The sequence below is a fragment of the Microbacterium sp. LRZ72 genome (genome assembly GCF_033792225.1).
GTDB lineage: Bacteria > Actinomycetota > Actinomycetes > Actinomycetales > Microbacteriaceae > Microbacterium.
The window spans coordinates 63,088-85,501 of the sequence record NZ_JANGEX010000013.1; the positions used below are offsets into that span (position 1 = coordinate 63,088).

At 66.6% G+C, this 22,414-nt stretch carries 25 protein-coding genes; 18 read left to right on the plus strand and 7 right to left on the minus strand.

What is annotated here, in order from left to right; genetic code table 11:
• Positions 1-59: 59 nt before the first annotated feature.
• The gene (locus tag M4I32_RS12385) at positions 60-665 is read left to right on the plus strand and encodes a DUF5134 domain-containing protein (protein ID WP_319034784.1); all 606 of its coding nucleotides are present in this window, start codon (positions 60-62) and stop codon (positions 663-665) included.
• A 187-nt stretch (positions 666-852) separates the two neighbouring features.
• On the opposite strand, the gene M4I32_RS12390 is transcribed toward M4I32_RS12385, so the two are convergent.
• The 6 genes from M4I32_RS12390 to M4I32_RS12415 all read right to left on the minus strand — a co-directional run bounded on the left by M4I32_RS12390 (position 853) and on the right by M4I32_RS12415 (position 6,116).
• Positions 853-2,160, minus strand: coding sequence for an ISL3 family transposase (locus M4I32_RS12390; RefSeq protein ID WP_319034785.1), 1,308 nt, complete (start codon positions 2,158-2,160; stop codon positions 853-855).
• 362 nt (positions 2,161-2,522) lie between these two features.
• Positions 2,523-3,065, minus strand: a complete 543-nt coding sequence (locus tag M4I32_RS12395) for an isoprenylcysteine carboxylmethyltransferase family protein (RefSeq protein ID WP_319034786.1) — start codon at positions 3,063-3,065, stop codon at positions 2,523-2,525.
• A 53-nt stretch (positions 3,066-3,118) separates the two neighbouring features.
• Complete coding sequence (locus tag M4I32_RS12400; protein WP_319034787.1) at positions 3,119-3,850, minus strand: ZIP family metal transporter; 732 nt, start codon at positions 3,848-3,850, stop codon at positions 3,119-3,121.
• Positions 3,851-4,273: 423 nt separating this feature from the next.
• Positions 4,274-5,263 (minus strand): arsenic resistance protein, encoded by a 990-nt coding sequence (locus M4I32_RS12405; protein ID WP_319034788.1) that lies wholly within the window; start codon positions 5,261-5,263, stop codon positions 4,274-4,276.
• Positions 5,260-5,703 carry a MerR family transcriptional regulator gene (locus M4I32_RS12410; protein ID WP_319034789.1) on the minus strand — a complete coding sequence of 148 codons (444 nt, stop codon included), beginning with the start codon at positions 5,701-5,703 and terminating at the stop codon, positions 5,260-5,262. Before M4I32_RS12410 ends, M4I32_RS12405 begins: the two co-directional genes overlap by 4 nt.
• A 95-nt stretch (positions 5,704-5,798) precedes the next feature.
• Positions 5,799-6,116: a winged helix-turn-helix domain-containing protein gene (locus tag M4I32_RS12415; protein ID WP_319034790.1), complete on the minus strand. Its 318-nt coding sequence runs from the start codon at positions 6,114-6,116 to the stop codon at positions 5,799-5,801.
• Positions 6,117-6,386: 270 nt separating this feature from the next.
• On the opposite strand from M4I32_RS12415, the gene M4I32_RS12420 reads away from it, so the two are divergent.
• The 17 genes from M4I32_RS12420 (at position 6,387) to M4I32_RS12500 (ending at position 21,463) form a co-directional block, all read left to right on the plus strand.
• The gene (locus M4I32_RS12420) at positions 6,387-7,229 is read left to right on the plus strand and encodes a hypothetical protein (RefSeq protein ID WP_319034791.1); all 843 of its coding nucleotides are present in this window, start codon (positions 6,387-6,389) and stop codon (positions 7,227-7,229) included.
• 1 nt (position 7,230) lies between these two features.
• Entirely contained in the window at positions 7,231-7,854 is a 624-nt protein-coding gene (locus M4I32_RS12425) for a M23 family metallopeptidase (RefSeq protein WP_319034792.1), read from the plus strand.
• Between the two features lie 23 nt (positions 7,855-7,877).
• Positions 7,878-8,180: a hypothetical protein gene (locus M4I32_RS12430; protein WP_319034793.1), complete on the plus strand. Its 303-nt coding sequence runs from the start codon at positions 7,878-7,880 to the stop codon at positions 8,178-8,180.
• Between the two features lie 5 nt (positions 8,181-8,185).
• Positions 8,186-9,742, plus strand: coding sequence for a hypothetical protein (locus tag M4I32_RS12435; protein WP_319034794.1), 1,557 nt, complete (start codon positions 8,186-8,188; stop codon positions 9,740-9,742).
• The gene (locus M4I32_RS12440; protein WP_319034795.1) at positions 9,739-11,235 is read left to right on the plus strand and encodes an SCO6880 family protein; all 1,497 of its coding nucleotides are present in this window, start codon (positions 9,739-9,741) and stop codon (positions 11,233-11,235) included. The genes M4I32_RS12435 and M4I32_RS12440 overlap by 4 nt, the downstream gene beginning before the upstream one ends.
• The gene (locus M4I32_RS12445) at positions 11,235-12,839 is read left to right on the plus strand and encodes a hypothetical protein (protein ID WP_319034796.1); all 1,605 of its coding nucleotides are present in this window, start codon (positions 11,235-11,237) and stop codon (positions 12,837-12,839) included. The genes M4I32_RS12440 and M4I32_RS12445 overlap by 1 nt, the downstream gene beginning before the upstream one ends.
• A complete protein-coding gene (locus M4I32_RS12450; protein WP_319034797.1) occupies positions 12,836-14,101 on the plus strand; it encodes a ParA family protein in 1,266 nt (421 codons plus the stop codon). Before M4I32_RS12445 ends, M4I32_RS12450 begins: the two co-directional genes overlap by 4 nt.
• A 17-nt stretch (positions 14,102-14,118) precedes the next feature.
• Entirely contained in the window at positions 14,119-15,942 is a 1,824-nt protein-coding gene (locus tag M4I32_RS12455; RefSeq protein WP_319034798.1) for a type IV secretory system conjugative DNA transfer family protein, read from the plus strand.
• Entirely contained in the window at positions 15,939-16,331 is a 393-nt protein-coding gene (locus M4I32_RS12460; RefSeq protein WP_319034799.1) for a hypothetical protein, read from the plus strand. The genes M4I32_RS12455 and M4I32_RS12460 overlap by 4 nt, the downstream gene beginning before the upstream one ends.
• A complete protein-coding gene (locus tag M4I32_RS12465; RefSeq protein ID WP_319034800.1) occupies positions 16,328-16,810 on the plus strand; it encodes a hypothetical protein in 483 nt (160 codons plus the stop codon). Before M4I32_RS12460 ends, M4I32_RS12465 begins: the two co-directional genes overlap by 4 nt.
• Before the next feature lie 38 nt (positions 16,811-16,848).
• On the plus strand, positions 16,849-17,295 hold the full coding sequence (locus M4I32_RS12470; RefSeq protein WP_319034801.1) for a single-stranded DNA-binding protein: 447 nt from the start codon (positions 16,849-16,851) through the stop codon (positions 17,293-17,295).
• Positions 17,296-17,424: 129 nt separating this feature from the next.
• Positions 17,425-17,640, plus strand: a complete 216-nt coding sequence (locus M4I32_RS12475) for a hypothetical protein (protein WP_319034802.1) — start codon at positions 17,425-17,427, stop codon at positions 17,638-17,640.
• Between the two features lie 99 nt (positions 17,641-17,739).
• Positions 17,740-18,099 carry a Cd(II)/Pb(II)-sensing metalloregulatory transcriptional regulator CmtR gene (gene cmtR / locus M4I32_RS12480; RefSeq protein ID WP_319034803.1) on the plus strand — a complete coding sequence of 120 codons (360 nt, stop codon included), beginning with the start codon at positions 17,740-17,742 and terminating at the stop codon, positions 18,097-18,099.
• Positions 18,057-20,012, plus strand: a complete 1,956-nt coding sequence (locus M4I32_RS12485) for a cation-translocating P-type ATPase (protein ID WP_319034810.1) — start codon at positions 18,057-18,059, stop codon at positions 20,010-20,012. Before cmtR ends, M4I32_RS12485 begins: the two co-directional genes overlap by 43 nt.
• Positions 20,012-20,620 (plus strand): cadmium resistance transporter, encoded by a 609-nt coding sequence (locus M4I32_RS12490; protein ID WP_319034804.1) that lies wholly within the window; start codon positions 20,012-20,014, stop codon positions 20,618-20,620. The genes M4I32_RS12485 and M4I32_RS12490 overlap by 1 nt, the downstream gene beginning before the upstream one ends.
• Entirely contained in the window at positions 20,617-21,141 is a 525-nt protein-coding gene (locus M4I32_RS12495) for a signal peptidase II (protein WP_319034805.1), read from the plus strand. The genes M4I32_RS12490 and M4I32_RS12495 overlap by 4 nt, the downstream gene beginning before the upstream one ends.
• A 10-nt stretch (positions 21,142-21,151) precedes the next feature.
• On the plus strand, positions 21,152-21,463 hold the full coding sequence (locus tag M4I32_RS12500; RefSeq protein ID WP_319034806.1) for a thioredoxin family protein: 312 nt from the start codon (positions 21,152-21,154) through the stop codon (positions 21,461-21,463).
• Positions 21,464-21,470: 7 nt separating this feature from the next.
• Here M4I32_RS12500 and M4I32_RS12505 read toward each other — a convergent pair whose 3' ends face one another.
• On the minus strand, positions 21,471-21,923 hold the full coding sequence (locus tag M4I32_RS12505) for a hypothetical protein (protein ID WP_319034807.1): 453 nt from the start codon (positions 21,921-21,923) through the stop codon (positions 21,471-21,473).
• Positions 21,924-22,414 lie beyond the last annotated feature (491 nt).

Below are 22,414 nucleotides of genomic sequence, written 5' to 3' on the forward strand. Positions count from 1 at the left end.
TGTCTTTTTCGGGAAGCGGGAGACGGTTCTATCTCTACACATTGTAGTAGTCTGGGGCAGTGCTGCCATCACCTTGGGGTCTCATTCTCACGCTTCTTTTTGCCACGATCGGCTTGTGGTGCGCGGTGGATCTGGTAGCGCACCGCTCGCGATCCCACGCCGAGGACGGCGTCTCCAGCCGATACGCCCTCATCAACATCAACCACCTTGTGATGAGCGTCTCGATGATCCTCATGATCTGGATTACAGCCATCGAGTTCGTGACGTGGGCGCAGGTCGCCGTCTTCGCGGTATTCGCGGTCACCCTCCTACCGGGCGCCTTCACCGGTGGCAGCACATCACAGCGAGTGTCTGTTGTAGGACACTTCGCGCTGAACGCAGCGATGATCTGGATGCTGCTGGCGATGCCGCTGCTGATGGTAGGGACGACGACGGGCGAGGCAGAGTCGTCCGAGCAACACCACGGTGTTGACGCGGCCGCGATGCCGGCCGGCGCGGCTGACTGGGCGGACGCCGTGAGTATGTTTGTTATCGCTGCGAGCGCCGCAACAGCGCTCTGGTGGATCGTTCTCGTGTTTCGTCGCCGCGCCCAACGCCTTCACGACGTCGTCTATGCAGCGATGGCGGCCGGAATGGCCGCCATGCTGATGGCCATGAACGCGTAGCTCACGCATCAACTCGAGGAACGCCATGCTCGCAAACTGAACCGCCTCAGGTTCTCTGCCGCTTGTTATGCGGCGTCCGGCTCTCAGGTGAGGTCAAGCTGTCGATGGACGCCGGATTGCGCGCGTTCGTGCTCGCCCGGCTCGGTGAGCGGAGTCCGCAGCAGATCGCTCGAGCATTCAAGGCTCTTCACGAACGAGGGTGTATTGCGGGTTTGAATCCTCCGGCTTCGAGCAGTGATCGGGCGATGTAGTTGGTGAGGTTCCGGAAGCCGAGGGCTGACCCGCGGAGGTGCTCGAGCCGTCCGTTGATGGCCTCGGTCGGGCCGTTGCTGGTGCCGGGTCTGTCGAAGAACGCGAGCACGTCGGTCGCGCGCTGCTTCAGTGTCCGGCCCAGCCGTCGGATTTCGACCAGCGCGGCGGGGACTCCGCAGGTCATGGCGTCGATGACCGCCTGCATCATGGCCTTGGCTTTCTGCTTGTCGGGTTCGCGGTAGGCGGCGACGATGCGTTGATAGATGCCCCAGGTCGCCTCGACCTCGACGTGCTCGTCGACGGCGAACAGGGCGGTCAGGCGTGCGCGTTGCTTGTCGGTGAGGAGCCCGTCGCCGGTGTGCAGGGTGCGGCGAGAGACGTAGAGCGGGTCGCCGGAGCGGCCCCGGTGCCCGGTGGTGTCTTGCTGGACGCGTTGCCGGCACCGGTCCAACGCGTCGCCGGCGAGACGGACGACGTGGAAGGGATCCATCACCGGGACCGCGTCAGGGAGTTCCTCGGCAGCGGCGGTCTTGAACCCGGAGAACCCGTCCATCGCGACGACCTCGACCCCGTCGCGCCACGCCTGCGGTCGCGCGGCGAGCCACTGCTTGAACACCTGCTTCGACCGGCCCGGGACCATGTCCAACAGCCGCGCCGGGCCCGTCTTCTCCCGCGCGGGCGTGAGATCGATGATCACGGTGACGTACTTGTCACCGAACCTGGTGTGACGCCAGACATGCTCATCCACGCCGATCGTGGTCACGTTGTCGAACCGGTCCAGGTCATCGACCAAGCGGCGTCTGCCTTCGGCGAGCACGGCATCGTTCGCCGCGCTCCACGACACTCCCAGGCCCGCGGCGACGCGGGACACGGTGAGATGGTCGACCACGATCCCCCGCAATGCCCACTCCAGTCCGCCACGAGAGATCTTCGCCCGCGGCTGCGCCGCCACGCTCGTGTCCTGCCGCCACGTCCGACGACAGTGAGCACACCGATACCGCCGCACGCGGACCAGCAGCGTCGTCGGTCGATGCCCGAACGGCTCGTGCGCGAGCTTGCGCGTGACGCTATCGCGGACGATGCCCTCGCTGCCGCACGAGCGGCACCACGGGTCCGGTTCCGCGAGGCGACACTCGATCGTCGCCTGGTCCGGTTCGATCCGCTGCCCCACAGCGACGAGGCCGAGCTCGTCGAGGCGGCAGAACGTGGTCAGGTCAGGGGTCGCAAACGTAGGGTTGAGCACGTCGAGGTCTTTCGGGATGGGAAGCGTGAAGAACTTCCATCCTCCGGGAGACCTCGACGCCTATCCCGCCACCCACGCGCTCAACCGACTACACCCTCGTTCGTGAAGAGCCGCATTCAAGCTCGCTTACCCGACTGGTCCGGGTGCGCGGGTGGCGACGGAGACGATCTATCAGGAGATCTACCGGCCAGGCTCAGGGATCATCCGCAAGCCGGAGCCCTCGCCGCTGCAAACTGGGCGTGATCATCGCCGCGGACACAGCCGCCAGGTCCGCACCCGGCGGCGCTTCGCGCAGCCGTTGCTCTCAGGTCCATGACCGCGGCTTCGACCCGCTCAGCGATCAGGTTTGGATTGTTGCGGAATCACGCCCGAATCCTCAGCCATCGTGGGGTGGCGGCCCTATACCTGCGATACGCCGGGTCGAACTGTCGATGCAGGTGATTCTCCTCTATGGGCACCCAGACCCGATACGCAGCCAGGAGGGCCCCTGTCAGGACAGTGCCCTTGACTGACCGGCAAAGAGCGGACGTCGCGAACAACGCCACGACGGCCCCGAGGTACTGCGGATTCCGGCTATAGCGATAGATGCCGCCGGTCACCAGGTCACCGACATCGGTTCCGCTGAGCTGAGCAGGGCTGGCAAAGCGACGCATACCGGCGAGGCACATCGACATACCCATGACGGTCAGGGCTTGAAGCGTCCCCCGTACCGGTCTTGCGAGAGGTGGAGCCGTGGTTGCTGTGGCGAATGCATCGAGAAGGAGCGCCGAATGGATGCCGTAGGTGACCCACATCCATGCGGCTGTTGGTCCCGAAAGCGTGCCCTGCGATCCGATTTCCTGCTTCATCCGGCGAAGAAGCATCGGCGCACCGACCGATAACGTGATTGTTTGTATCAGTTTCATCCACCGGGGCATTACTCCTCCATCATCTCGACGACGACTGCTCAGGATTCCGGCTATCCGAGGTATGCGGAAATGAGGGCGAACAGTGCAAACCCTGCGGTGAGAAAGATTGGTTCAAGACGGCTGGTCTTTGTCTCGTGAGCCTCGGTAATCATCTCCTCGACCACGACGCTGGTCAGGACTCCACCGGTCAGCGCAAGAACCGACAAGGTGATGACCTCCGGAGCATTGCGAAGCGCGAAGTAGCCGAGAGTGGCGCCGAGCAGAATCGGAAGAGCAAAGCTGAGCGACATAAGTATCCGCGTCCGGCGTGCCACGCCGGCGCTGCGCAGTGTCGCGACCGCGGCGAATCCTTCCGGGAAATCAGCAGGAACCTGGCCCACCGCGAGGAGCAGACCCAGGGCGGGGTTGAGGACGGAACCGGTGCCGATCATGATGCCGTCGCTGAACAGGTCCAGGGCGACCCCGGCGTAAATTGCCGACGGTCCCGTGTTCGTGCCGTGGTTGCCGGATCGCGCTCGCACATATCTGATACCTTGCGCGATGCCGAGAAAGGCGAGGCCGCCAGCTGCGAACGCCACAATGGGGATCCAGGGCTGACCGGCCTGCAACGCCTCGGGCATGAGTTCGAGCCCGACGACTGCGAGGACGATACCTGCGGCCAGGTGCAGCGCGAGGCTGAGGGTACGGTCAGAGGCTCGGAACACCTCCGCGGTGACGCCGCCGAGAAGGTTGCCGACAGCGGGTAGCGCCGCGAACGCGAGTACGAGCAGGAACTCCGTCATAAGCGATCGGCCGCCCTTCTGTCGAGCATAGCTTCATGGTCCTCAACCACTGGCTTGTCGACTCGTCACCCGCAAGTCTGCCAGCGCCCTCACCCTTGCAGCGCCCCGCAACGTACGGCGGTTTCATCGTCCGCTGGCCTCGCGTCGAATCCTCCCCTGGACGGTGACCGCGCAAGTTCGGTCCTCACCGTTGGTTACGAGACGACTCGCACCGGCAAGCGTGGTCGGACCACGCGGCGCGAGCAAACCGGTTTTACTCGTTCTTTGCGCACTCACGGCTCCCGGGAATGAGAGAAGCCCAGCGATCCCCGTTTCTCCAAGGGCTCGCGGGCGACCTCGGGCTGGACATGGCCGCTATCACGCGGCCGTTTCCGACCCGGCAACCGAGGAGAAGGCTGATCGAGCCGTCCTGGCCGGGATGGATCATTCGGCTGCCGCTGCAGGAGCGCTGTGCCGAGCGATGCGAGGCACGAGGCGCACGAGCACGAGCATGGCGACGAGTTCCACCAGCGTCTGGGTGACGACCGCGAGCGGCGCGATGCTCAACGAGGCGGGCAGGGCGAGCGCGAGCGGCAACACGACAAGCGAGTTTCGTGTGGCCGCCGAGAACATCACAGCACGAGTGGAGGGCACGTCGAGTCGCGCGGCTCGACCGGCCAGCAGTCCGGTCGCGATCGCGAGTGCCACGAATGCGATGTAGAGCGGCACAACTCGTAGCAGCGTGAGTGCTTGGGAGCCGACGGCGGCAATCTGCGATCCGACGACTACTGCGAGGGTCACCATCATCAGCGGGACCATCGCACCCGCCATGGCCCGTTCTGTGGAGCGCCCGATGCGGTGCCGTAGCGTCACCGCCTGAACGGTCGCTGCGCCCGCGAGGGGGAGGACGATCAGCAGTAGAAACGCCTCGACGAACGGTCCGACGTCGATCACCGCGATCAAATCGCCTCCAGCGAACAAGAACAGGAACACCGGCAGCAGAAGTATCTGGACAAGCATCAGCAGTGGCGCAGCCGCCAGTAGACGCGCGCGAGCTCCGCCCGCCAAGCCAGTGAACACGATTACGTAGTCGATGCACGGCGACAGCAGAACGAACAACACCCCCAGCAGCAGCCCCCGGTCGTCCGCGACGAACCGAGACAGCCCCCACGCCAGTACAGGCAAGACAACGAAGTTGGCGACCAGGACGGTGCCGAGAAATCGGACATCCCGGAAGGCCCGCCCGACCTCGATGAGAGGCACACCGAGGAAGGTCGCGAACAGCAGCAACATCAACACCGGCTCGATCGAATGCCCCAACACGGGCGCCAACTGTGGCGCCGCCAGTCCCATGATCGCCCCGCCCCCGATGGCAACGACGTAGAGCGCGATCTGCCGGCGATCCCACCACTCGACAAGCGGGCCGAGCCTCATTGGTTCCCTCGACCTATGAGCGGATTCGCGACACATGGCGCCTCCGTTCGCGCGAGCACACATTCCGTTCGGCAGCGATCACCGCTGTCGGGACAAGCCGCGACATGATCGGTCGCCTCCACAAGCCGCTCTCGAAGCTTCATCAGAACCGCCAAGCGCTCGTCGACGTCGCGCAGACGCGCATCCAGCTTCGGTCGCAATGTTTCGCGTACTTGCGTGCAGCTTTCCGCCTCCACCACGTTCAGCAACTCAACGATCTCGGGCAGGGACAGATCGAGCTGCTTCGCCCCGTGGATGAAGGTCAGCCGGTCGACGGCGCTGTCGTCATAGTCGCGGTATCCATTCGTCCCGCGGGCGGCCACGATGAGGCCCACCGACTCGTAGAACCGAAGGGCAGTCGCAGGCACGCCGGACCGACGCGACAACTCAGAGATACGCACGTGCCTGACACTAAACCTTCGAGTTGAGTGGAAGGTCAAGGTGCATCACTCGGGCATTCAGGAGGGCGAGTTCTCCTAGCGTGATCATGGGGGCGCTACAGCTCCCCGATCGCCATCCCAAGCTTCGTGTACATGTCGCTGACCGCGGAGTCGTTGACGCGATAACGCACGCGCTGCCCCTGCCGAACCTCTTCCATCGGCGGATCTGAGAGCAGAAGCCCGGACTCCATCAGCGCCGCCAGAGACTTCGCCACGGTCGGGATTGGGATCTCGAGTTCGCGGGAAATCTCCACGCGGGAGGCCGGGCCGTTGGTCCGGAGGAAGCCGATGATGCCCGCTCGCACCATGTTGCCTAGTGCTTTGATGGGGTCCTCCGCATGCTCGCTGTAGCGAGGGCGGGCGTACTTTGGCACACCCCCATTGTGACGTACCGGATCGACCCACACTCACTAACTGGCTAAATTAATGGTTCACAAGTTGAGTGTATCGGTATAGTATCCACACATGTCAACGGCCGGAATGGCGGACCACAACAGGCGACGCTGGGCTGGCGGCTGTACCCCGCAGTGCAGCCGCGCTCTCGAGGCGAGGTCTTCGGTCATGCCCACCACTCGCCTCATCGCGGCAAGACCGCGCCGTCGGCACAGGGCTTCAGCCGCAGTTATCCACAGCCACTCATTTCGTTGCCCGCCGGCGCGCATAACATGCAGGAAAGGCAACTTGAGCTGGCTACACCGTTCCGTCTCCTGCTGCTATCCACCAGCGAGGGGGCTGGCGATATGAGCACGACAACCATGCGTCGACGCGCGGGCTTCATCTGGGCGATTGTCGGAGGCATCGCGCTGATTGCGGGCGTCGGTGCGCTCGCGGCGATGGCGATCATCAACGGCATCACGGCGGATGCTGAGCCCGATCCCGTGCCGACGAGCACTAACGCAAGCGCGAGCCCATCGTCCGACTCGTCAACGGAACCGCCCGGTTCTGTGGTCGACGCCGCCGTCACGGAGCTCGGGTGGGTTGCCGAGCCGATCACGCGAGATGAGGACGTCTACATCCGCGCCGCGCTGGCGGCCGCCGCGACGTTCGACACCACTCGGGCCACGCGCGACGAATGGTTGAGTTATCTCGATACGTGGTTCACGCCGGATACGCGATACAACTCGGAAGCCGACCGTGACGCGCAGCTCGAGCAGGCGCGCCTCGAACTGCGACAGTCCGTGGTACTTCCTGAGAACCTCTGGAACGCCCTCGAATCCGAGAACGGGCGGGTGGAAAGTGACGTTTCGCAAACGGTCACGTACTCCGCCGTTCCCGAGAACCCCCCGGGAGACATGTTCATCGGCGAGGCAGACGTTGTCCTCACCTTCACGTCGACGACCGAGGGCAACCAACAGGCGAGCTACGAGCAGACGGTCCACGTGCGCGTCCAGGTCCTCTGCGGTGGCGAGTCGGCACCCACACCAGGCTCCACGCAGCAGCCGGGCGATTGCAAGGTCGTGCGCTTCTTCGGATCCGACGGGAGTTGATATGCCCGCGCCCGTCGCTGTCGCTGTCGCTGTCGCGTCGCATCATAAGGCGTTGCGGCGTCTTGCGATGCTCTCCGCCGCGGCCTTCTTGCTCTTCGGCGTCGCGATCGCGGCTCCGCTCGTCGGGATAACTGCCGCTCTCGCCGGGAACGGCACGTCTGCCGCGCAGACGGACTCAGTCGACAGCCGCATACCTGCGGTCGTCGGCGAATGGGGTTATCCCTACGCCGGCGGATACACAAAGGGCCGCGGCTACGGCTACCACCCCGTCCGGGGCTGCGCGTACTGCCCGGCTGATCACAAAGGCTATGACCTGTCCCAGGGATGCGGGGCGTCAATCTTCGCTGCAGGCCCCGGCGTGGTGACGACGGCCGGCAGCATGGGCCAGTTCGGCAACAGCGTCGTGGTCGACCACGGCGACGGCGTCGAGACGATCTACGCCCATCTGCAATGGGGATCCCTCGCTGTCACGAAAAACGAGCAGGTCAGCGCCGGCACGCGGCTCGGCGCCGAAGGCACGACCGGCCTCTCCTACGGCTGCCACCTGCACTTCGAGCTACGCATCGGTGGCGCACGCCTCGACCCCGCACCGTTCATGGCTGCTCGCGGGCTTCCGCTCGCTTGACCGACGAAAAACAAGGAGCACGGATGCCACTCAACGACTTGCTCGTCCCGCTCGATGTGGACGTGCCCGATATCCAGCCTGACTTCTCTGCGCCGTTCTTCCAGGGCTTTCAGGTCATCGCGTCCTACATCCTCGCGGGCGCGATGATCATCGTATTCATCATGCTCGTCATCGCCGGCGCAGCCCTCGCCTTCCGAGGTCTCTCGCCCGAACGGGTGCGGTCGTGGGCGGGCGAGAACATCGCCTGGATTTTCATCGCCGCCGCGATCCTCGGCGCTGCGAACGGGCTGTTCGCCTGGTTCGTCAACTTCGACTTCGGCTTCTGATTCCGATGCGTCGGCTGCGCCTGGTGATCCTCGGCACGCTGCTCGCCGGCGTCGCGGCGGTCAGCGTCTCCGCGCCCGCGCAGGCGGCGTCCACAGCATCCGCAGCCACCATCCAAGTGCAGATCGCGTCCCCGGTAACGGGTCAGTCGTGGTCCGCACCGACGTTCCCGGTGACGTGTGCAATGGAGGGCGATCAGGTCAGCTGCACTCCCGACAGCGCTGTCGATATCAAGGACCAGCGCTGCTTCATCGGCGTGCTGGTCGCGGGCTCCAACGCGACCGTCTGCACCACCTACGAGGGGCATCAACAGCAGCTGAAGGATGCCGGGGGCAAGGAACTCACCGTCGACTACGGCTGCAGCATGGGAGACCTGGTCTGCGTGACGTTCGAGAACGCCGGCCGGGGCATGGCTCTGGCCACGACGGGTGCGCTGTTTCTTATGGAGACGAACATCCGCTTCGACACCTCGAGCACGCTGTGGAACGCGGCGGTCTCGGAGTGGTCGTTCTGGAATTGGGCGGTGCTCGCCGTCGTGTTCACCGCGATGGTGTGGGCGGTCGCGGCCGCCGCCATCTCCCGCGACCGCGACGAACTCGTCGGCGCGATCATACGCTCCTTCATCGCGATCCCCGCGGTGCCGCTCACGCTGTGGATGACGGGCCACGTCGTGAACGCGGTCGACGAGTTGGTGATGTATTCCCTCAACCGCGACGGGCGCTTCGCCGTCGTTACAACACTTCAGAGCGTGATGTGGGCGGGTGGCCAGGCCAACTACTTCTTCGCGTTCCTGATCCACGGCTTGCTGCTGCTTGCGATCGCCCTCCTCACCCTCGTGTTCGCGTTTCGAAATCTTGCCCTCGCGGTGCTGATCATGGTGGGGCCGGTAGCGTGGATGCTGTTCCCGGTTCGCGGTCTCGGACCCCAATGGGTCGTCCGCTATGTCTCAGCCGTCGTCGTGCTGCTGCTCACCGGACCTTTGACTATCGGCTTTCTGGCGCTCATCATCAACGGGCTCGCATCCGTGCGCACAATCTGGGATCCGCAGTCCTGGCCGCTGCTGGTCGGCCTCGTGCTCATCGCGTTCGCACCTTTCGCGATCTTCGGTCTGTTCACCTTCACCGGCGCCGTCGCCGCCGACTCGCTCGGCTCTCGCCTCGGCGGGCAGGCCGGGCACATAGGGTCGAACGCCGTGCGCGGTGCGGCGCGATTGCCCAGCCGTCTCGGGGGCGCGCCCGCTGGTGTCACCCCGGGCTCCGCACGAGGCAGTGGGGTTGCGCCGAGCAGTGGCGCCGCGGGCGGGGGCTCACCCAGTAGGGGCTCCGCGCGCGCGAACTCGCCGAGCAGTGGCACCGCGGGCGCGGGCTCGCCGGGCGGGAGCTCCGCGGGCGGAGTCTCCGCGGCCGCGGGTCGCTCGAGCGGAACTGCTCACCCCTCCAATCCGACCGCCCCGTTAGGCGCCAAGCTCGGCGAGCCGTCACCGCAGTCGAGCTCCTCCCGCCCGACCGCGAGTGCCACACCCCCGACGCCCGGTGCGTCCCGACCCTCGAGGAGCAATCCATGACCTCCACAACCGGTGACTACGCCCGCCCGGTGCGTCTCCCCCGCCGCTCTCGGCAGGGGGTCGTACTCGGCCTCGATCCGTGGCAGGTCGGGTTCGTCGCTGCGGCCGCGCTCAGCATCCTCATCAGCGTCAACGGCTTCGGCCCCGCCGGCATCCTCTATTCGGCTCCCATCTACCTGCCGCTCGGGCTGGTTGCGCTGACCACCGTGCACGGCATCTCGGCGCCGAGGATGCTGGGACTTTGGCTGTTGAAGCAGGTCCGCTATTCCGCGGGTGCGACCACGCAGGCCTTCCGCCCCGAGCACGCACAGCTCGAGGGAACCCTGAACTTACCTGGTGCGCGGGCTTCGGTGCAGGTGTGGGACGTCGACGGTCTCGCATGCGTCTACAACCCTCACGACCGGTCGGTGTCGGTGACGGCCGAGCTCGAGGTGCAGGGTTTCCTGATGAAGGACTCGCCCGAGCGGTACGACCTCGCCCAGCAGTGGGCTCAGGTGCTAGCAACATTCACCCAACGCGTCGGGATCAAGCGTGTCACGCTGCAGGAGCGGACGACCCCGACCACGGTACGGGCGGCGCGCGACCACTTCGACGACAGCGCTCACCGCTCCGGCATCGACGACAGCGCTGCGGTGACCGTGAATTATCGGCAGGTGATGGACGCGTCGGAGCGGTTCGCGGTCGCCCATCGCAACTACCTCACCCTCACGTTCGATCTCGTCGCGCTCGGCCCGCAGGTGCGAGCGCTTGGCGGAGGGCAGCCCGCGATCGTGGCACTCGCGCATGTCGAGGCCGGCAATGTTGCAGACGCCTTGCGCGCGGCGCGCATCACCGTACGCCGCTGGCTCACGTCCCGCGATATCGCAAGCCTCGCCCGCACCGCGTTCGACCCCGAGTTCCTGTCGACCGTGCAGAACCGCGACGCCGAGCAGATCGGCGTCGCCCTCAACGCGATCGGTCCGATGTATCTCGAGGAGCCCCGCGGGCGAAATGGCGTCGTGATCACGGACTCCGGCATCCATACGACGCTGTGGGTACACGAGTGGCCGCGCTCCGACGCCCCGGTCGGATTCATCTCTCCCCTGGTCTTCGCCCGCCATCCCGTCTCCGGTGACGCGGTTACCCACATCTTCTCGATCGTGCTCACACCGGTACCGGTGAACAAGGCGCTCAAGCGCATTCGCGAGGAGAAGAAGGTGTGGCGCGGCAACGAGAAGCTGCGCGCCAAGCGCGGCGCCGACGGGTCCGCCGCAGATGAAGCCGACTGGCTCGCCCTCGAGAAGCAGGAAGACGAACTCGTCGCGGGACACGGAGAGTTTCGGTACGGCGCCTATCTGACGATCACCGCCGCAGACGACGAATCCCTTGAGCAGTCGCTGGCCGGCGCTCGTAACTCCCTCTCACGTGCGGGGATGGAGGCGCAGATTCTGTACTGCCAGCAGGCGGAAGCGCTGCTCGTGAATGCGCTGCCGCTCGGGGTGGGGATGAAGTGATGACGCGTCGCACCTTCGTCGTCTCCCCCGCGAATCAGACCCGCACCGAGCGCCGCGCCATGCAGCGCGAGGTCGCTGCGCGCATGCGCGACGGGCAGCCGGCGCGTAGCTCGAAGAAGGATCGCGCACTTCCCGAGCCGGCTGTGCCCGGACCTTTCGGACCGGGCTTGACCGAGGGCGGCTACTGGAATCTCTCCCGTCCCGCGCTCCCTCCGCACCAAGCGACCTCGCAGCACCTCGCCGGCATCTACCCGTTCGTCGCAGATGCCGGGCTCGGGCACCGCGGGCCCATCGTCGGCGTCGATCTGAACGCGGACGCGCTCTGGCACTTCTCCCCCTGGGACGCCTATGCCGACCCCACCGACCGCGGATCCTTCTCGACCAACGTTCTCGTCCTCGGCTCCTACCGGTCCGGCAAGAGCTCGACGATCAAAACGCTTGTCACCCGCAGCATCCCCTTCGGCCATAATGCGGTGGTTCCCTCCGACCCCAAGGGCGAGTGGGTTGTCGTCGCGGAATCGGTCGGTGGGACCGTGATCCGGCTGGGCGGGCCGACGGGTGCACGGCTGAATCCCCTCGATCGAGGCCCGCGCCGCACCGGCGCCAGTGATGAGCAGCACGAGCAAATGGTGCGCCAGCGCCGCATTGCCACGCTCATCTCGCTCGTCGAGATGGCGGTCGGCGGCGTCAAGCTCACCGCGGTCGAGCACGCCTGCATCCACCTCGCGCTCGAACGCGCCATCGGCGAGACCAGCGACGAGCCCACCCTGCGGGAGGTCTACCGCCAACTGGCCCGCATCAGCACCGGCGAGCTCGCCGACGAGCCCGAGGTCTCCGCGGCGGCATCGCAACCGCGCTTCGTGCTGCGCCGATTCGTCGAGGGCGATCTATCGGGTCTCTTCGAGGACGCATCGACCGTGCAGTTCGACGACAACTCCCCGCTGGTCGTCGTCGACACCTCAGAACTGTTCTCGCGCGGCGACCTCGTCGCCCAACTCACCCAGGTGTGCACGACCTCGTGGGTGCAAGCCGTCATCTCGGACCGCAACGCCAAACGCACCCGGTATGTCGTGCGTGAGGAGGGCTGGCGCGACATGACCTCCCTCGCCGCGCTCCAGATGTACCAGCAGTGGCTCAAGCTGTCGCGTCACTACGGCATCAGCAACATCGTGATCCTGCACAAGATGGGCGACCTCGATGCTGTCGGCGACGCCGACTCGCAGGAGCGCAACCTCGCCTACTCAATCGTCGGAGACATCGAGAACAAGCTCATCTTCCGCGTCAACCACCAGGAACACGCCAGCCTGCGCGACCGACTGCACATGCCGACCGCACACGTCGACATGGCGCGACAACTCCGCAAGGGCGAGTTCCTCGCGTACGTCGGCCAGTACTCCTACCTCGTCGACTGCTTCGCAACCTCGACGCAATGGGAGTACGACCTGTTCATGACCGACGACGCGATGCAGCCCGCGCCCGAGGTTGTGGCATCCCTCGAACCGACCCCGCTCGTGGTCGACGATGTATGGCCGAACGACGTGTGGCCGAGCGAGCACGACACCGACCTGGCCGGCTGGCTGACCAGTGAGAAGGAGACACGATGAGCACCACCACCAGACCCCTCGTCTACGCCGCCGTAACCGGCGACACCGCGTCTTTCGTCAGCACCCACGGTCGCGCCGAACGCCTCGAGCCCCTCGAAGGGTGTGACATCCGTAGCGCCATAGTGCAGCGCGCCATCGCCGAGGCTCAGTCTGCGCGTATCGATCTCGAACTCATCACCTCGGGCGACCACGGCGAACATCGCCTCCTGGTGAGCCAGGACGGCATCGTCACCGGCATCACCGCCAACGAAGCGCTCCACAACCCGATCGAAGAGACACAGGATGTTGCCGCCACCCACGGTCCGCCAGCCTCCGAGCTGCCCGCCCCTCGTCGCGCCGCACGCTCCGAACGTCGCTCCTTCATCGTCGAACCGAGCGAGGGCGAGCCGGACCATCTCACCGCATGGCATGCACTGCTCAGGCGTTTCGGCATCACAGTGCGGCGATCGGCCGAGGCTCTGCGACGCGCTGGTGACGAGAGCGCCGTCGCACAACACTGGGCCGGCTGCCGCACGATCGCCGTCGTTAACGGCAAGGGCGGCGTCGGCAAGACGATGACCACGGCGATGCTCTCCGCGGTCTTCGCCCGCTACGGCGGTGGACCGGTGCTCGCGTGGGACAACAACGACACCCGCGGCACCCTCGGCTGGCGCACCGAAAGCGGCCACTACGACTCCACGGTGCAAGACCTACTACCCGCCGCCGAATGGCTGCTCTCTCCGGATGCGCCGATCGCCGATATCGCCAACTACGTGCACCACCAGACGCATGACCGATACGACGTGCTGCGTTCCAACCCCGAGCTGCTCGCCGCACGGCAGCGCATCGCCACCACGGAGTTCGATCTGCTCATGCGCGTCGCCGCCCGCTATTTCCGCCTCGTCGTGTTCGACTCCGGCAACGACGAATCCGCCGAACGCTGGCTGCGTATGGTCGATTCCTCCTACCAGCTCGTCATCCCCACCATCGCCGCACGCGAGTCCGCGGAATCCGCAGCCCTGCTGCTCGAGGCGCTCACCGGCCGCGACCGGCGCTCCGCCGACCTGGCCCGCAACGCCACAGTCGTCATGACGCTGTCGGAGCGCGTCAACCCGGCCGAGGTTCGCCCGATCGTCGAGGGCTTCACCGACCTCGTACGTGCCGTACACATCATCCCCTTCGACCCTGCGCTCAAGTCCGGTCCGTTGCGCTTCGATGCCCTGCAGCTGGCGACGCGGCGCGCGTGGGTGCGCACCGCCGCATCAGTCGCCGAACAGCTGTAGCCGACGGGAGCCCCGACATGGCCAAGGACGGGTTCTGGCCCAAGCTCGCAGCGATCCTCATCGCCGCCGTCATCCTGCTCAACCTCGGGTTCGCCTTCATCGCCGGACTCTGCACCCAACTCGCATGCGGCACCCGCCCGACCGCCGGCAGCTTCCTCGCCGGGCTCTGGTTGGCCCTCTCGGGAGACCCCAGCACCTTCAGCGTCCCCGACGGATGCGTGCTGCCCGTCACCGCGGTCCGCGCAGCCGACCTCGCGCTCGTCCTCATCCTCACCGGCCTCGCCATATGGGCCGGGATCGCATACTCCCAGTACCACCAGTCGGACCGCCACTTCATCAATGAGCTGCGCGGGCGCCCGGGTTTCGCGCGGGCCTCTGAGATCTCGAAGCACCTCTCGGCGAAGGCTGTCCTCCGCCGCGCGGCGCAGTTGCGGCCGGGGCTCGCCAAGCCCGCCCCGACGGACGTCGGCTGGCGCGTGGGCACCTCCCGCGGCACCGACGTCTATGTTTCGATCGAGGACTCCGTCGCTCTCGAGGGACCGCCCCGGTCGGGCAAGGGCTACCGCGTCCTGATCTCCGCGATCCTCGACTGGTCGGGCCCCCTCATCACCACCTCGACGACCAACGACAACCTCACCGCCACGATGAAGATGCGCCAGCGGCGCGGAACAGTCGGTATCTTCGACCCCCAGGGGCTCTCCGGCATCCGAGACACCCTGCGTATCAGCCCGTTCGAGCGCTGCGAAGATCCACTCGTTGCCATGCAGCGGGCCTCGGCGATCATCACCGGCACCGCCATCGGCACCTCGACGAACAACCTCGAATGGGCGCAAGCATCCTCCGTCGTTCTATCGCGACTGCTGCACGCCGGCGCCGTGGGAAGCCGCTCGATCGCGCAGCTCTACGACTGGGGCACCAGCCCCTCCCTCGCCAGCGCGGCCGTCAAGGTGCTGCGCACCGACGGAGCCCCCGGATGGGGCGACAGCCTCGAAGCGCTCCTCGCGGGCGACGAACGCCTGGTTTCATCGACCTGGTTCGGCGTGCAGAACGCCGTCTCACCGCTGGCCGTACCCCAGATCCGCGACGCCCTCTCCCCCCGCCCGGGTGACCCGCGCTTCGATGCCGAGGCCTTTCTCACCGCCGAGAACACGCTGTACCTGATCGGCTCGTCCTCGGGGTCGGCCGCGATGGGCGGATTCCTCGGCGCGCTGCTCGACGATGTCGTCGAAGTCGCCCGCCGCAAGGCGCTCGCCTCGCCGCACGCGCGCTTGGGCCTGCCGCTCGGGCTGATCCTCGACGAGATCGCGAACATGTTCCGCTGGGGCAACCTGCCCCGCACCATGGCCGACGGCGGCGGCCGAGGCATCTGCACCTTTGTTGTGCTCCAAGCGCTTTCTCAAGCCGAGACCGCCTGGTCCCGCGCCGAAGCCGACACGATCTGGGCCGCCGCGACCGCGAAGATCCTCCTCGGCGGAGCCTCACAGGTCGACCACCTGCGCGACGTCGAAGCGCTGCTCGGCAACCGGGAGCGCCGCCGCACGCAGCGCTCGTGGAGCAGCACCCAGTCGGGCGTGAACACCAGCGAGCAGCACGACCGGCTGCCGCTGATGACGGTCGACGAGATCCGCCGCATGCCCCAGAGCGTGGGGCTGCTCGCCTACCGCAACCGCCGGGGCGTGCTCCTCGACCTCAGCGGCTGGGACGAACGCTCCGACGCCCGCGCCGTCACCGCCGGCAAACGCGAGACCGAACGCGAACAGCAGACCACCTTCGCCGACGACTTCGCGCGCGCCGCGACGCGGGACACGACCGCGGGCGCCCGAGATCGAGACCAACCATGAGCAACACGCGCAAGCCCCTCCGCGGCAACGCCTACCGAGAGGGCTACCTGCGCTCCCCTGCGTGGTTCGCTCGCCGCGACCGCTGGTTCCGCGACGAGCTGCTCCGCACCGGTCGCCTGGAATGTGTCGCATGCAGCGCCGAAGCGACGATGCGGATGCTGGAGCTCCACCATGTGGATTACTCCGGCGTCAACCGCGCCGACGCCGTCTGGCGAGCGCGCGAGCTGCACACCGATCTCATGGCGCTGCACCCCTACTGCCACGAACTCCTGCACCGCCTGATTGACCGCGATCGCGTTCTGGCTCGCCATCGTGACCGGCGGGCAGCATCCATGTCGGCTCTTCTGCGACTGCGTGGCAAGCTGCGGGGTCACCGGGAGGCGTCATGAGCGCCGAGGACGAAGACGAGGTGCTGGATGCGATGCTCGCCGCCGAACTCGCCGACTGGGACGTCAACAACCGCGGTGGCGCGTCTGTCCCACTCGGTGCCGTCGCAATCGATTGGAAAGACCTCGCCGACGATCGAGCCTCCGAGGTGTGGCGAGCGCTACGCGACTGGGTCGAGTGGTTCACGGCGCGCTACGACGTGCCGGTCAGCAGCATCCCGAACTGTTGGTGGCAGCATCCCGCGCTTGTCGAAGAGCTCTCGGCACTGCACACCGCGCATCGCGCATCGTTCGATGCCAGTGACAGTGGCTTCGGCCCGATCGGTTGGCATGAACGCCTCGCCATGGCGCGCCCCCGCTGGCGGCAGGCCTACGCCGGCAGCTGCACCGACGGACACCAGCCCGAAAAGCCTCGCTCATGGTCGGGAACGACCGACGAGCGGGAATGGGAGGCGTGGACGCGCCAGTCGCAAGCCCCATGACGCACCACCCGGTGCACAACAGGAAAGAAGGAAGGAACATGTCCACACGAATCCCGGTCACCATCGAGGGCAACCTCACCGGCGACCCCGAACACGGCACTGCCGACAACGGCACCGAGTATGCCCGCTTCAGCGTCGCCGTCAACGACCGACGCCGCAACGAACAGACCGGCGCCTGGGAAGATGCCGGCTCGGTCTTTCACCGCGTCGTCGTCTTCAACAGCCAGGCCCGACACGTCGCCGACTCGCTGCAGAAGGGTGACTCGGTGCTCGTCGCCGGCGACCTGCGGTTCTCGACTCACACCGATCGCGAAAGCGGCGCGACGCGGGAGGTTCGCGATATCGTCGCCGACAACGTCGGAGCATCGCTGAAGTTCGCCGGCGTCGATATCGAGCGCGGTCCAAAAGCTAACGGCCCCGCAGCTCACGCTCCGGGGCCGGAAGCCACACCGGTTTCGCACACCGGCGCAGGAATCGCTCGCTGACCATCCGTAGAGACAGGGCGGGCGGGAGTTCACGATACTCCCGCCCGCTTCTCTGTGTCACCGGCCGAGACTCTTCGCACAGTCCGATGCGCCGTACTATCTAGAACATAGTTTCGAGTCGGAGGTCGCGTGGGCACAAACCGCCGCTACGCCGACTCGATCGACAAGCGCATGACCCAAAAGGTGCTCGAGCAACTCGCGGCGAAGCATCCCATGCAGTCGCTGACCGAACGCGAGCTGCTGCTCGATGTCTACCCCATCACGACCGACCCGCAGCCGCGCCCCGTCAAGGCGTGGGTTCGCTTCGGCCCCATCGCTTCACAGGTCGACGGTCACTACTGGTAGCGCCGATTGTTGCTGAGTCGCGTATTCACGAGCGATCGGCAACTGTGCCGCTTGATGGTGGAGCGTTGATTGATCAGCCGGTGCTGTATAGTTCAGTGCATGCTGACTATTGCTTCGCGACTCGACGTCATGAACCGGCTCGGCCGGGCCATGGCCGACCCGACGCGCTCTCGGATCCTGGTGACTTTGCTCGGTGGACCGAGCTACCCGGCCGTGCTCTCGCGCGAGTTGGAGCTGACGCGTTCGAACGTGTCGAACCATCTGACGTGTCTGCGCGACTGCGGGATCGTCGTCGCCGAGCCCGAGGGGCGGCAGACCCGCTACGAGATCGCGGACCCGCACCTCGCTGCGGCGCTCGTCGCGCTGGTGGACGTGACGCTGGCTGTCGACGAGCACGCGCCGTGCGTGGACTCGGCATGCACGGTCCCGGGCTGCTGCGGAGCGGGGGCGGACGCGTGAGCGCGGCGTGCGGCTGCGAGCACGAGCCTGCCACTGCGGCGGACGATGAGGCCGAAGAGGTGGAACGGCCCTGGTGGAGGGACCGCGGGATCATGGTGCCGGTCTTCTCCGGCGTCGCGTTCCTCACCGGTCTGATCCTTGAATGGTCCGGCCTTGAGATCCCGGCGCTCGTGCTGTTCTGGGCCGGCCTACTGCTGGGCGCGTCGACGTTCACGCCCGGCGCGATCCGGAAGCTGTTCAAGGGCAAGCTCGGCATCGGGCTGCTGATGACGATCAGCGCGATCGGCGCGGTCATCCTCGGATATGTCGAAGAGGCCGCGGCGTTGGCCTTCCTGTACTCAATCGCCGAGGCGCTCGAGGACAAGGCGATGGACCGCGCCCGTGGCGGACTGCGGGCGCTACTGAAGCTCGTGCCGGAGACCGCGACAGTGCTGCGCGACGGGGTGTCCGTGCAGGTTCAGGCGAAGGAACTGACGGTCGGCCAGGTCATGGTGGTCCGTCCCGGCGAGCGGATCGCGACCGACGGGATAGTCCGTGCGGGACGCTCCAGCCTGGACACCTCGGCGATCACCGGGGAGTCGATCCCGGTTGAGGTCGAGCCCGGGGATGCGGTGTCGGCCGGCGCGATCAACAGCGCCGGCGCGCTGGAGGTCGAGACGACCGCGGCGGGTACCGACAACTCGCTCACCACGATCGTCGAGCTGGTCGAACAGGCGCAGACCGAGAAGGGCGAGCGGGCCCGGCTCGCGGACAGGATCGCACGCCCACTCGTACCGGGCGTGCTGATCCTCGCCGCGCTCGTCGCGATCATCGGGTCGCTGTTCGGCGACCCGGAGGTATGGATCACCCGCGCCCTCGTCGTGCTGGTCGCCGCCTCCCCGTGCGCGCTGGCGATCTCCGTGCCGCTGACCGTGGTTGCGGCGATCGGCGCGGCGAGCAAGTTCGGCGTGATCATCAAATCCGGTGCTGTCTTCGAGCGCTTCGGCACGGTCCGGCACGTCGCGGTCGACAAGACCGGAACCCTCACCCGCAACGAGCCCGCGGTCACCGCAGTCCTCACTGCGGACGGCGTTGCTGAGGTGCAGGCGCTGGCGTGGGCGGCCGCGCTGGAGCAGCACAGCACGCACCCCCTCGCCGCCGCGATCACCGCCGCCGCACCGGGCGTTTCCGCGGCCGCGGACGTGACCGAGCAGGCCGGACACGGCATCGAAGGCACCGTCGACGGCGTGACGATCACCGTCGGCAGCCCCCGCTGGCTCGACGCCGCCGAGCTCGGCGACCGGGTCGCGCTTCTTGAGGAACAGGGCATGACCGTCGTGATCGTCCACCGCGGTGGAGTGCCGGTCGCCGCGATCGGCGTCCGTGACGAGCTGCGCCCTGAAGTCCCCGAAGTCGTCCGTACGCTCACGGATCAGGGCATCGGCGTGACGATGCTCACCGGGGACAACGCCCGCACTGCTCGTGCGCTGGCTGCGCAGGCGGGGATCGGTGACGTGCGTGCGGAGTTGCGCCCGGAGGACAAAGCGACCGCGATCAGCGAGCTGACGAAGGCGGGACCGGTCGCGATGATCGGCGACGGCATCAACGACGCCCCTGCCCTGGCGTCCGCGGACATCGGCATCGCGATGGGGGCGACCGGCTCCGATGCAGCGATCGAGTCCGCGGACGTGGCCTTCACTGGCCATGACCTGCGTCTCATCCCGCGGGCGTTCGACCACGCGCGGCGGGGCCGGCGGATCATCAACCAGAACATCATCCTGTCGCTGCTGATCATCACCGCACTGCTCCCGCTGGCGCTGTTCGGTGTGCTGGGACTCGCGGCTGTCGTCCTGGTCCACGAGGTCGCGGAGGTCATCGTGATCCTCAACGGCCTGCGCGCCGCCCGCACCCGCACGCCACAGTTGGCGAGCTGATGCTCGCGACCATCGGCTCAGCGATCGGCCTGTTCGCGGCGACCAACATCGACGACATCGTCGTGCTCACGGTGCTGTTCCTTGCCTCCAGTCGGGGCAAGCCACGGCCGTGGCAGATCGTTGCTGGGCAGTATCTCGGGTTCATCACCCTCGTCGTGATCAGCGTGATCGCCGCGCTCGGTCTCACGATCGTCCCGGACGAATGGGTGGGCTTCCTCGGTCTCATCCCGCTCGGCATCGGCATCTGGACCCTCGTGCGCGGCCTGCGCCGCAACGGCGACGATGATGACGACGACGACAAGATCAGCGCAGTAGGCCTGTGGGGCGTCGCGGGGATCACGATCGCCAACGGGGCGGACAACATCTCCCTCTACACGCCGATCTTCCGCACCAGCACTCCCGGCGACGTCGTGACCATGATCGTCGTGTTCCTGATCCTCGTCGCCGTCTGGTGTGCTGCCGGACGCCTGATCGGCACGCACAAGGCGGTCACCGAGACGCTCGAGCGCGTCGAGCACTGGCTCGTCCCGATCGTGTTCATCGGCCTGGGCCTGTTCATCCTGATCGAGTCCGGCGTCATCGTCCGTCTCTTCGAGGTCCTCGCATGACCCCGGACACGAACGCCGACGTTGAGTCGGCGTCGGAACAGCGGCCGCAGAGGGGGCGCTGGCAGCTCACTGCCTGGGCACTCCTGATCGCCGTGGTCGTCGTCTTCATCGATCAGGGGACGAAGGCATGGGCCGAGGCCACCCTGTCTGAGCACGAGCGCATCCCGTTGATCGGCGACCTGCTGGGCCTGCAGCTCGCGTACAACCCCGGAGCGGCATTCTCCTTCGGCGAGGACTCCACCTGGGTATTCGCTCTCATCGCCGTCGCGGCCACGGTCACCGCGATCGTGTACGCGTTCCGAGTCCGACGCCCCGGATGGGCGATCGTGATCGGTGCGCTCGGCGGGGCCGCAGCCTCGCACGCCGGCGACCGGCTTTTCCGCCAACCAGGATTTGCGCAGGGGCACGTCGTGGACTTCCTCGCCTACGGCAACTGGTTCATCGGGAACATCGCCGACATCGTCATCGTCACCGCCGCGATCGCCGGAGCGCTCCTGATGGTCCGCCGCAACGAGAACTGAGAGGACCATCATGGAGATCACCCTGCAATACTTCGACGGCTGTCCCAACTGGGAGGTGCTCGACAATCGGCTCGCTGAGGCGGTCGATGGCCAATCGGATGTCCGGGTCACGCGCCAACTCGTCGAGACCGCCGAGGACGCTGAGCGCCTTGGGTTCCACGGGTCCCCGACCGTGCTCATCGACGGAGTCGACCCCTTCTCGGACGAGCATGCCACCGTCGGGCTCGCCTGCAGGGTATTCCGCACCCCAGCGGGGTTCGCCGGGTCGCCAACCGTCACGCAGCTGCGTGTAGCGATTTCGGCCCAGGGTTCCGAGGTGTGATGATCGGTCAGGCATGGGTGGAACGGAGTGCCGGATAGTCGGACCACTCACCGCCAGCGAGACGCGACCACGCGGCGGCGGAGGCGGTCGTGATGCCGAGAAGATCCGAAACGATCCGGGGATGCATTTGCCGGGTGAGCTCGATGAGTGCTGTTGTGCGGGCGCTTCCGGTGAGCAGGCCTTCGGCGCGAAGACGGCGGCTCAGCGGGCCCGGGGTGAGGTGTTTGCCCGGGTTCCGCCCGGGGAAGAGCCATCCCTCGGGATGCCTCATGGATGCGGCGACGAGGTTGACGATCGCATTCCCGAGGATTTCGGGGAGTTCGATCGGCTCGGCCCCGACGGTGAGCGTTACGGGCTGCGAGCTCGTATCGACTTGCGCCCGTGTGATCGTGACGATGCGGGTCAATTGGATCCCATAGAGCAGCACGAGGAGTCCGGCAGCCCGGGTCTTCGGGTCCATCTCGGCATCCGATAGGAACCTGCGAGCCATCTGCCATCGGTGGTCGGAGGCGTAGCTTCGCCCTTCGAGACGATGGGCTCGGAACTCGACTCTGAGGGTGCTCAGCCGGTGCCGCTGTAGCCAACGCGTGAACGGTGCCAGCGCGTCGCGCTGGCTCGGTGAACCGGTCAGATATGCGTCGAGTCGGCGCTGCGGGAACGTCGCCAGCGTCTCCTGCTGAGACCGTATCTCCTCAAGGAGCGCGGCGCAGTACTTCAGCGCAGCCCGTTGCCTTTGGAAACCGGAGGCAGGACTGGATGCACTGCGCAGTGTCCGAGCGGAACGGAGGGGTGACGTCCCTCTGAGTGGTGGAGTTTCTCGACACCTGCGAGGTCAGTTGCTTTGATTATGCCGCGGCGAGTTCGGGGATGGCCATGTCGCGCGTCAGAATGTGTGGCAGGGGTAGCTAGTTGCTGATGCAACTCCCCAGCTGAGAGGTCTGAATGTCATGA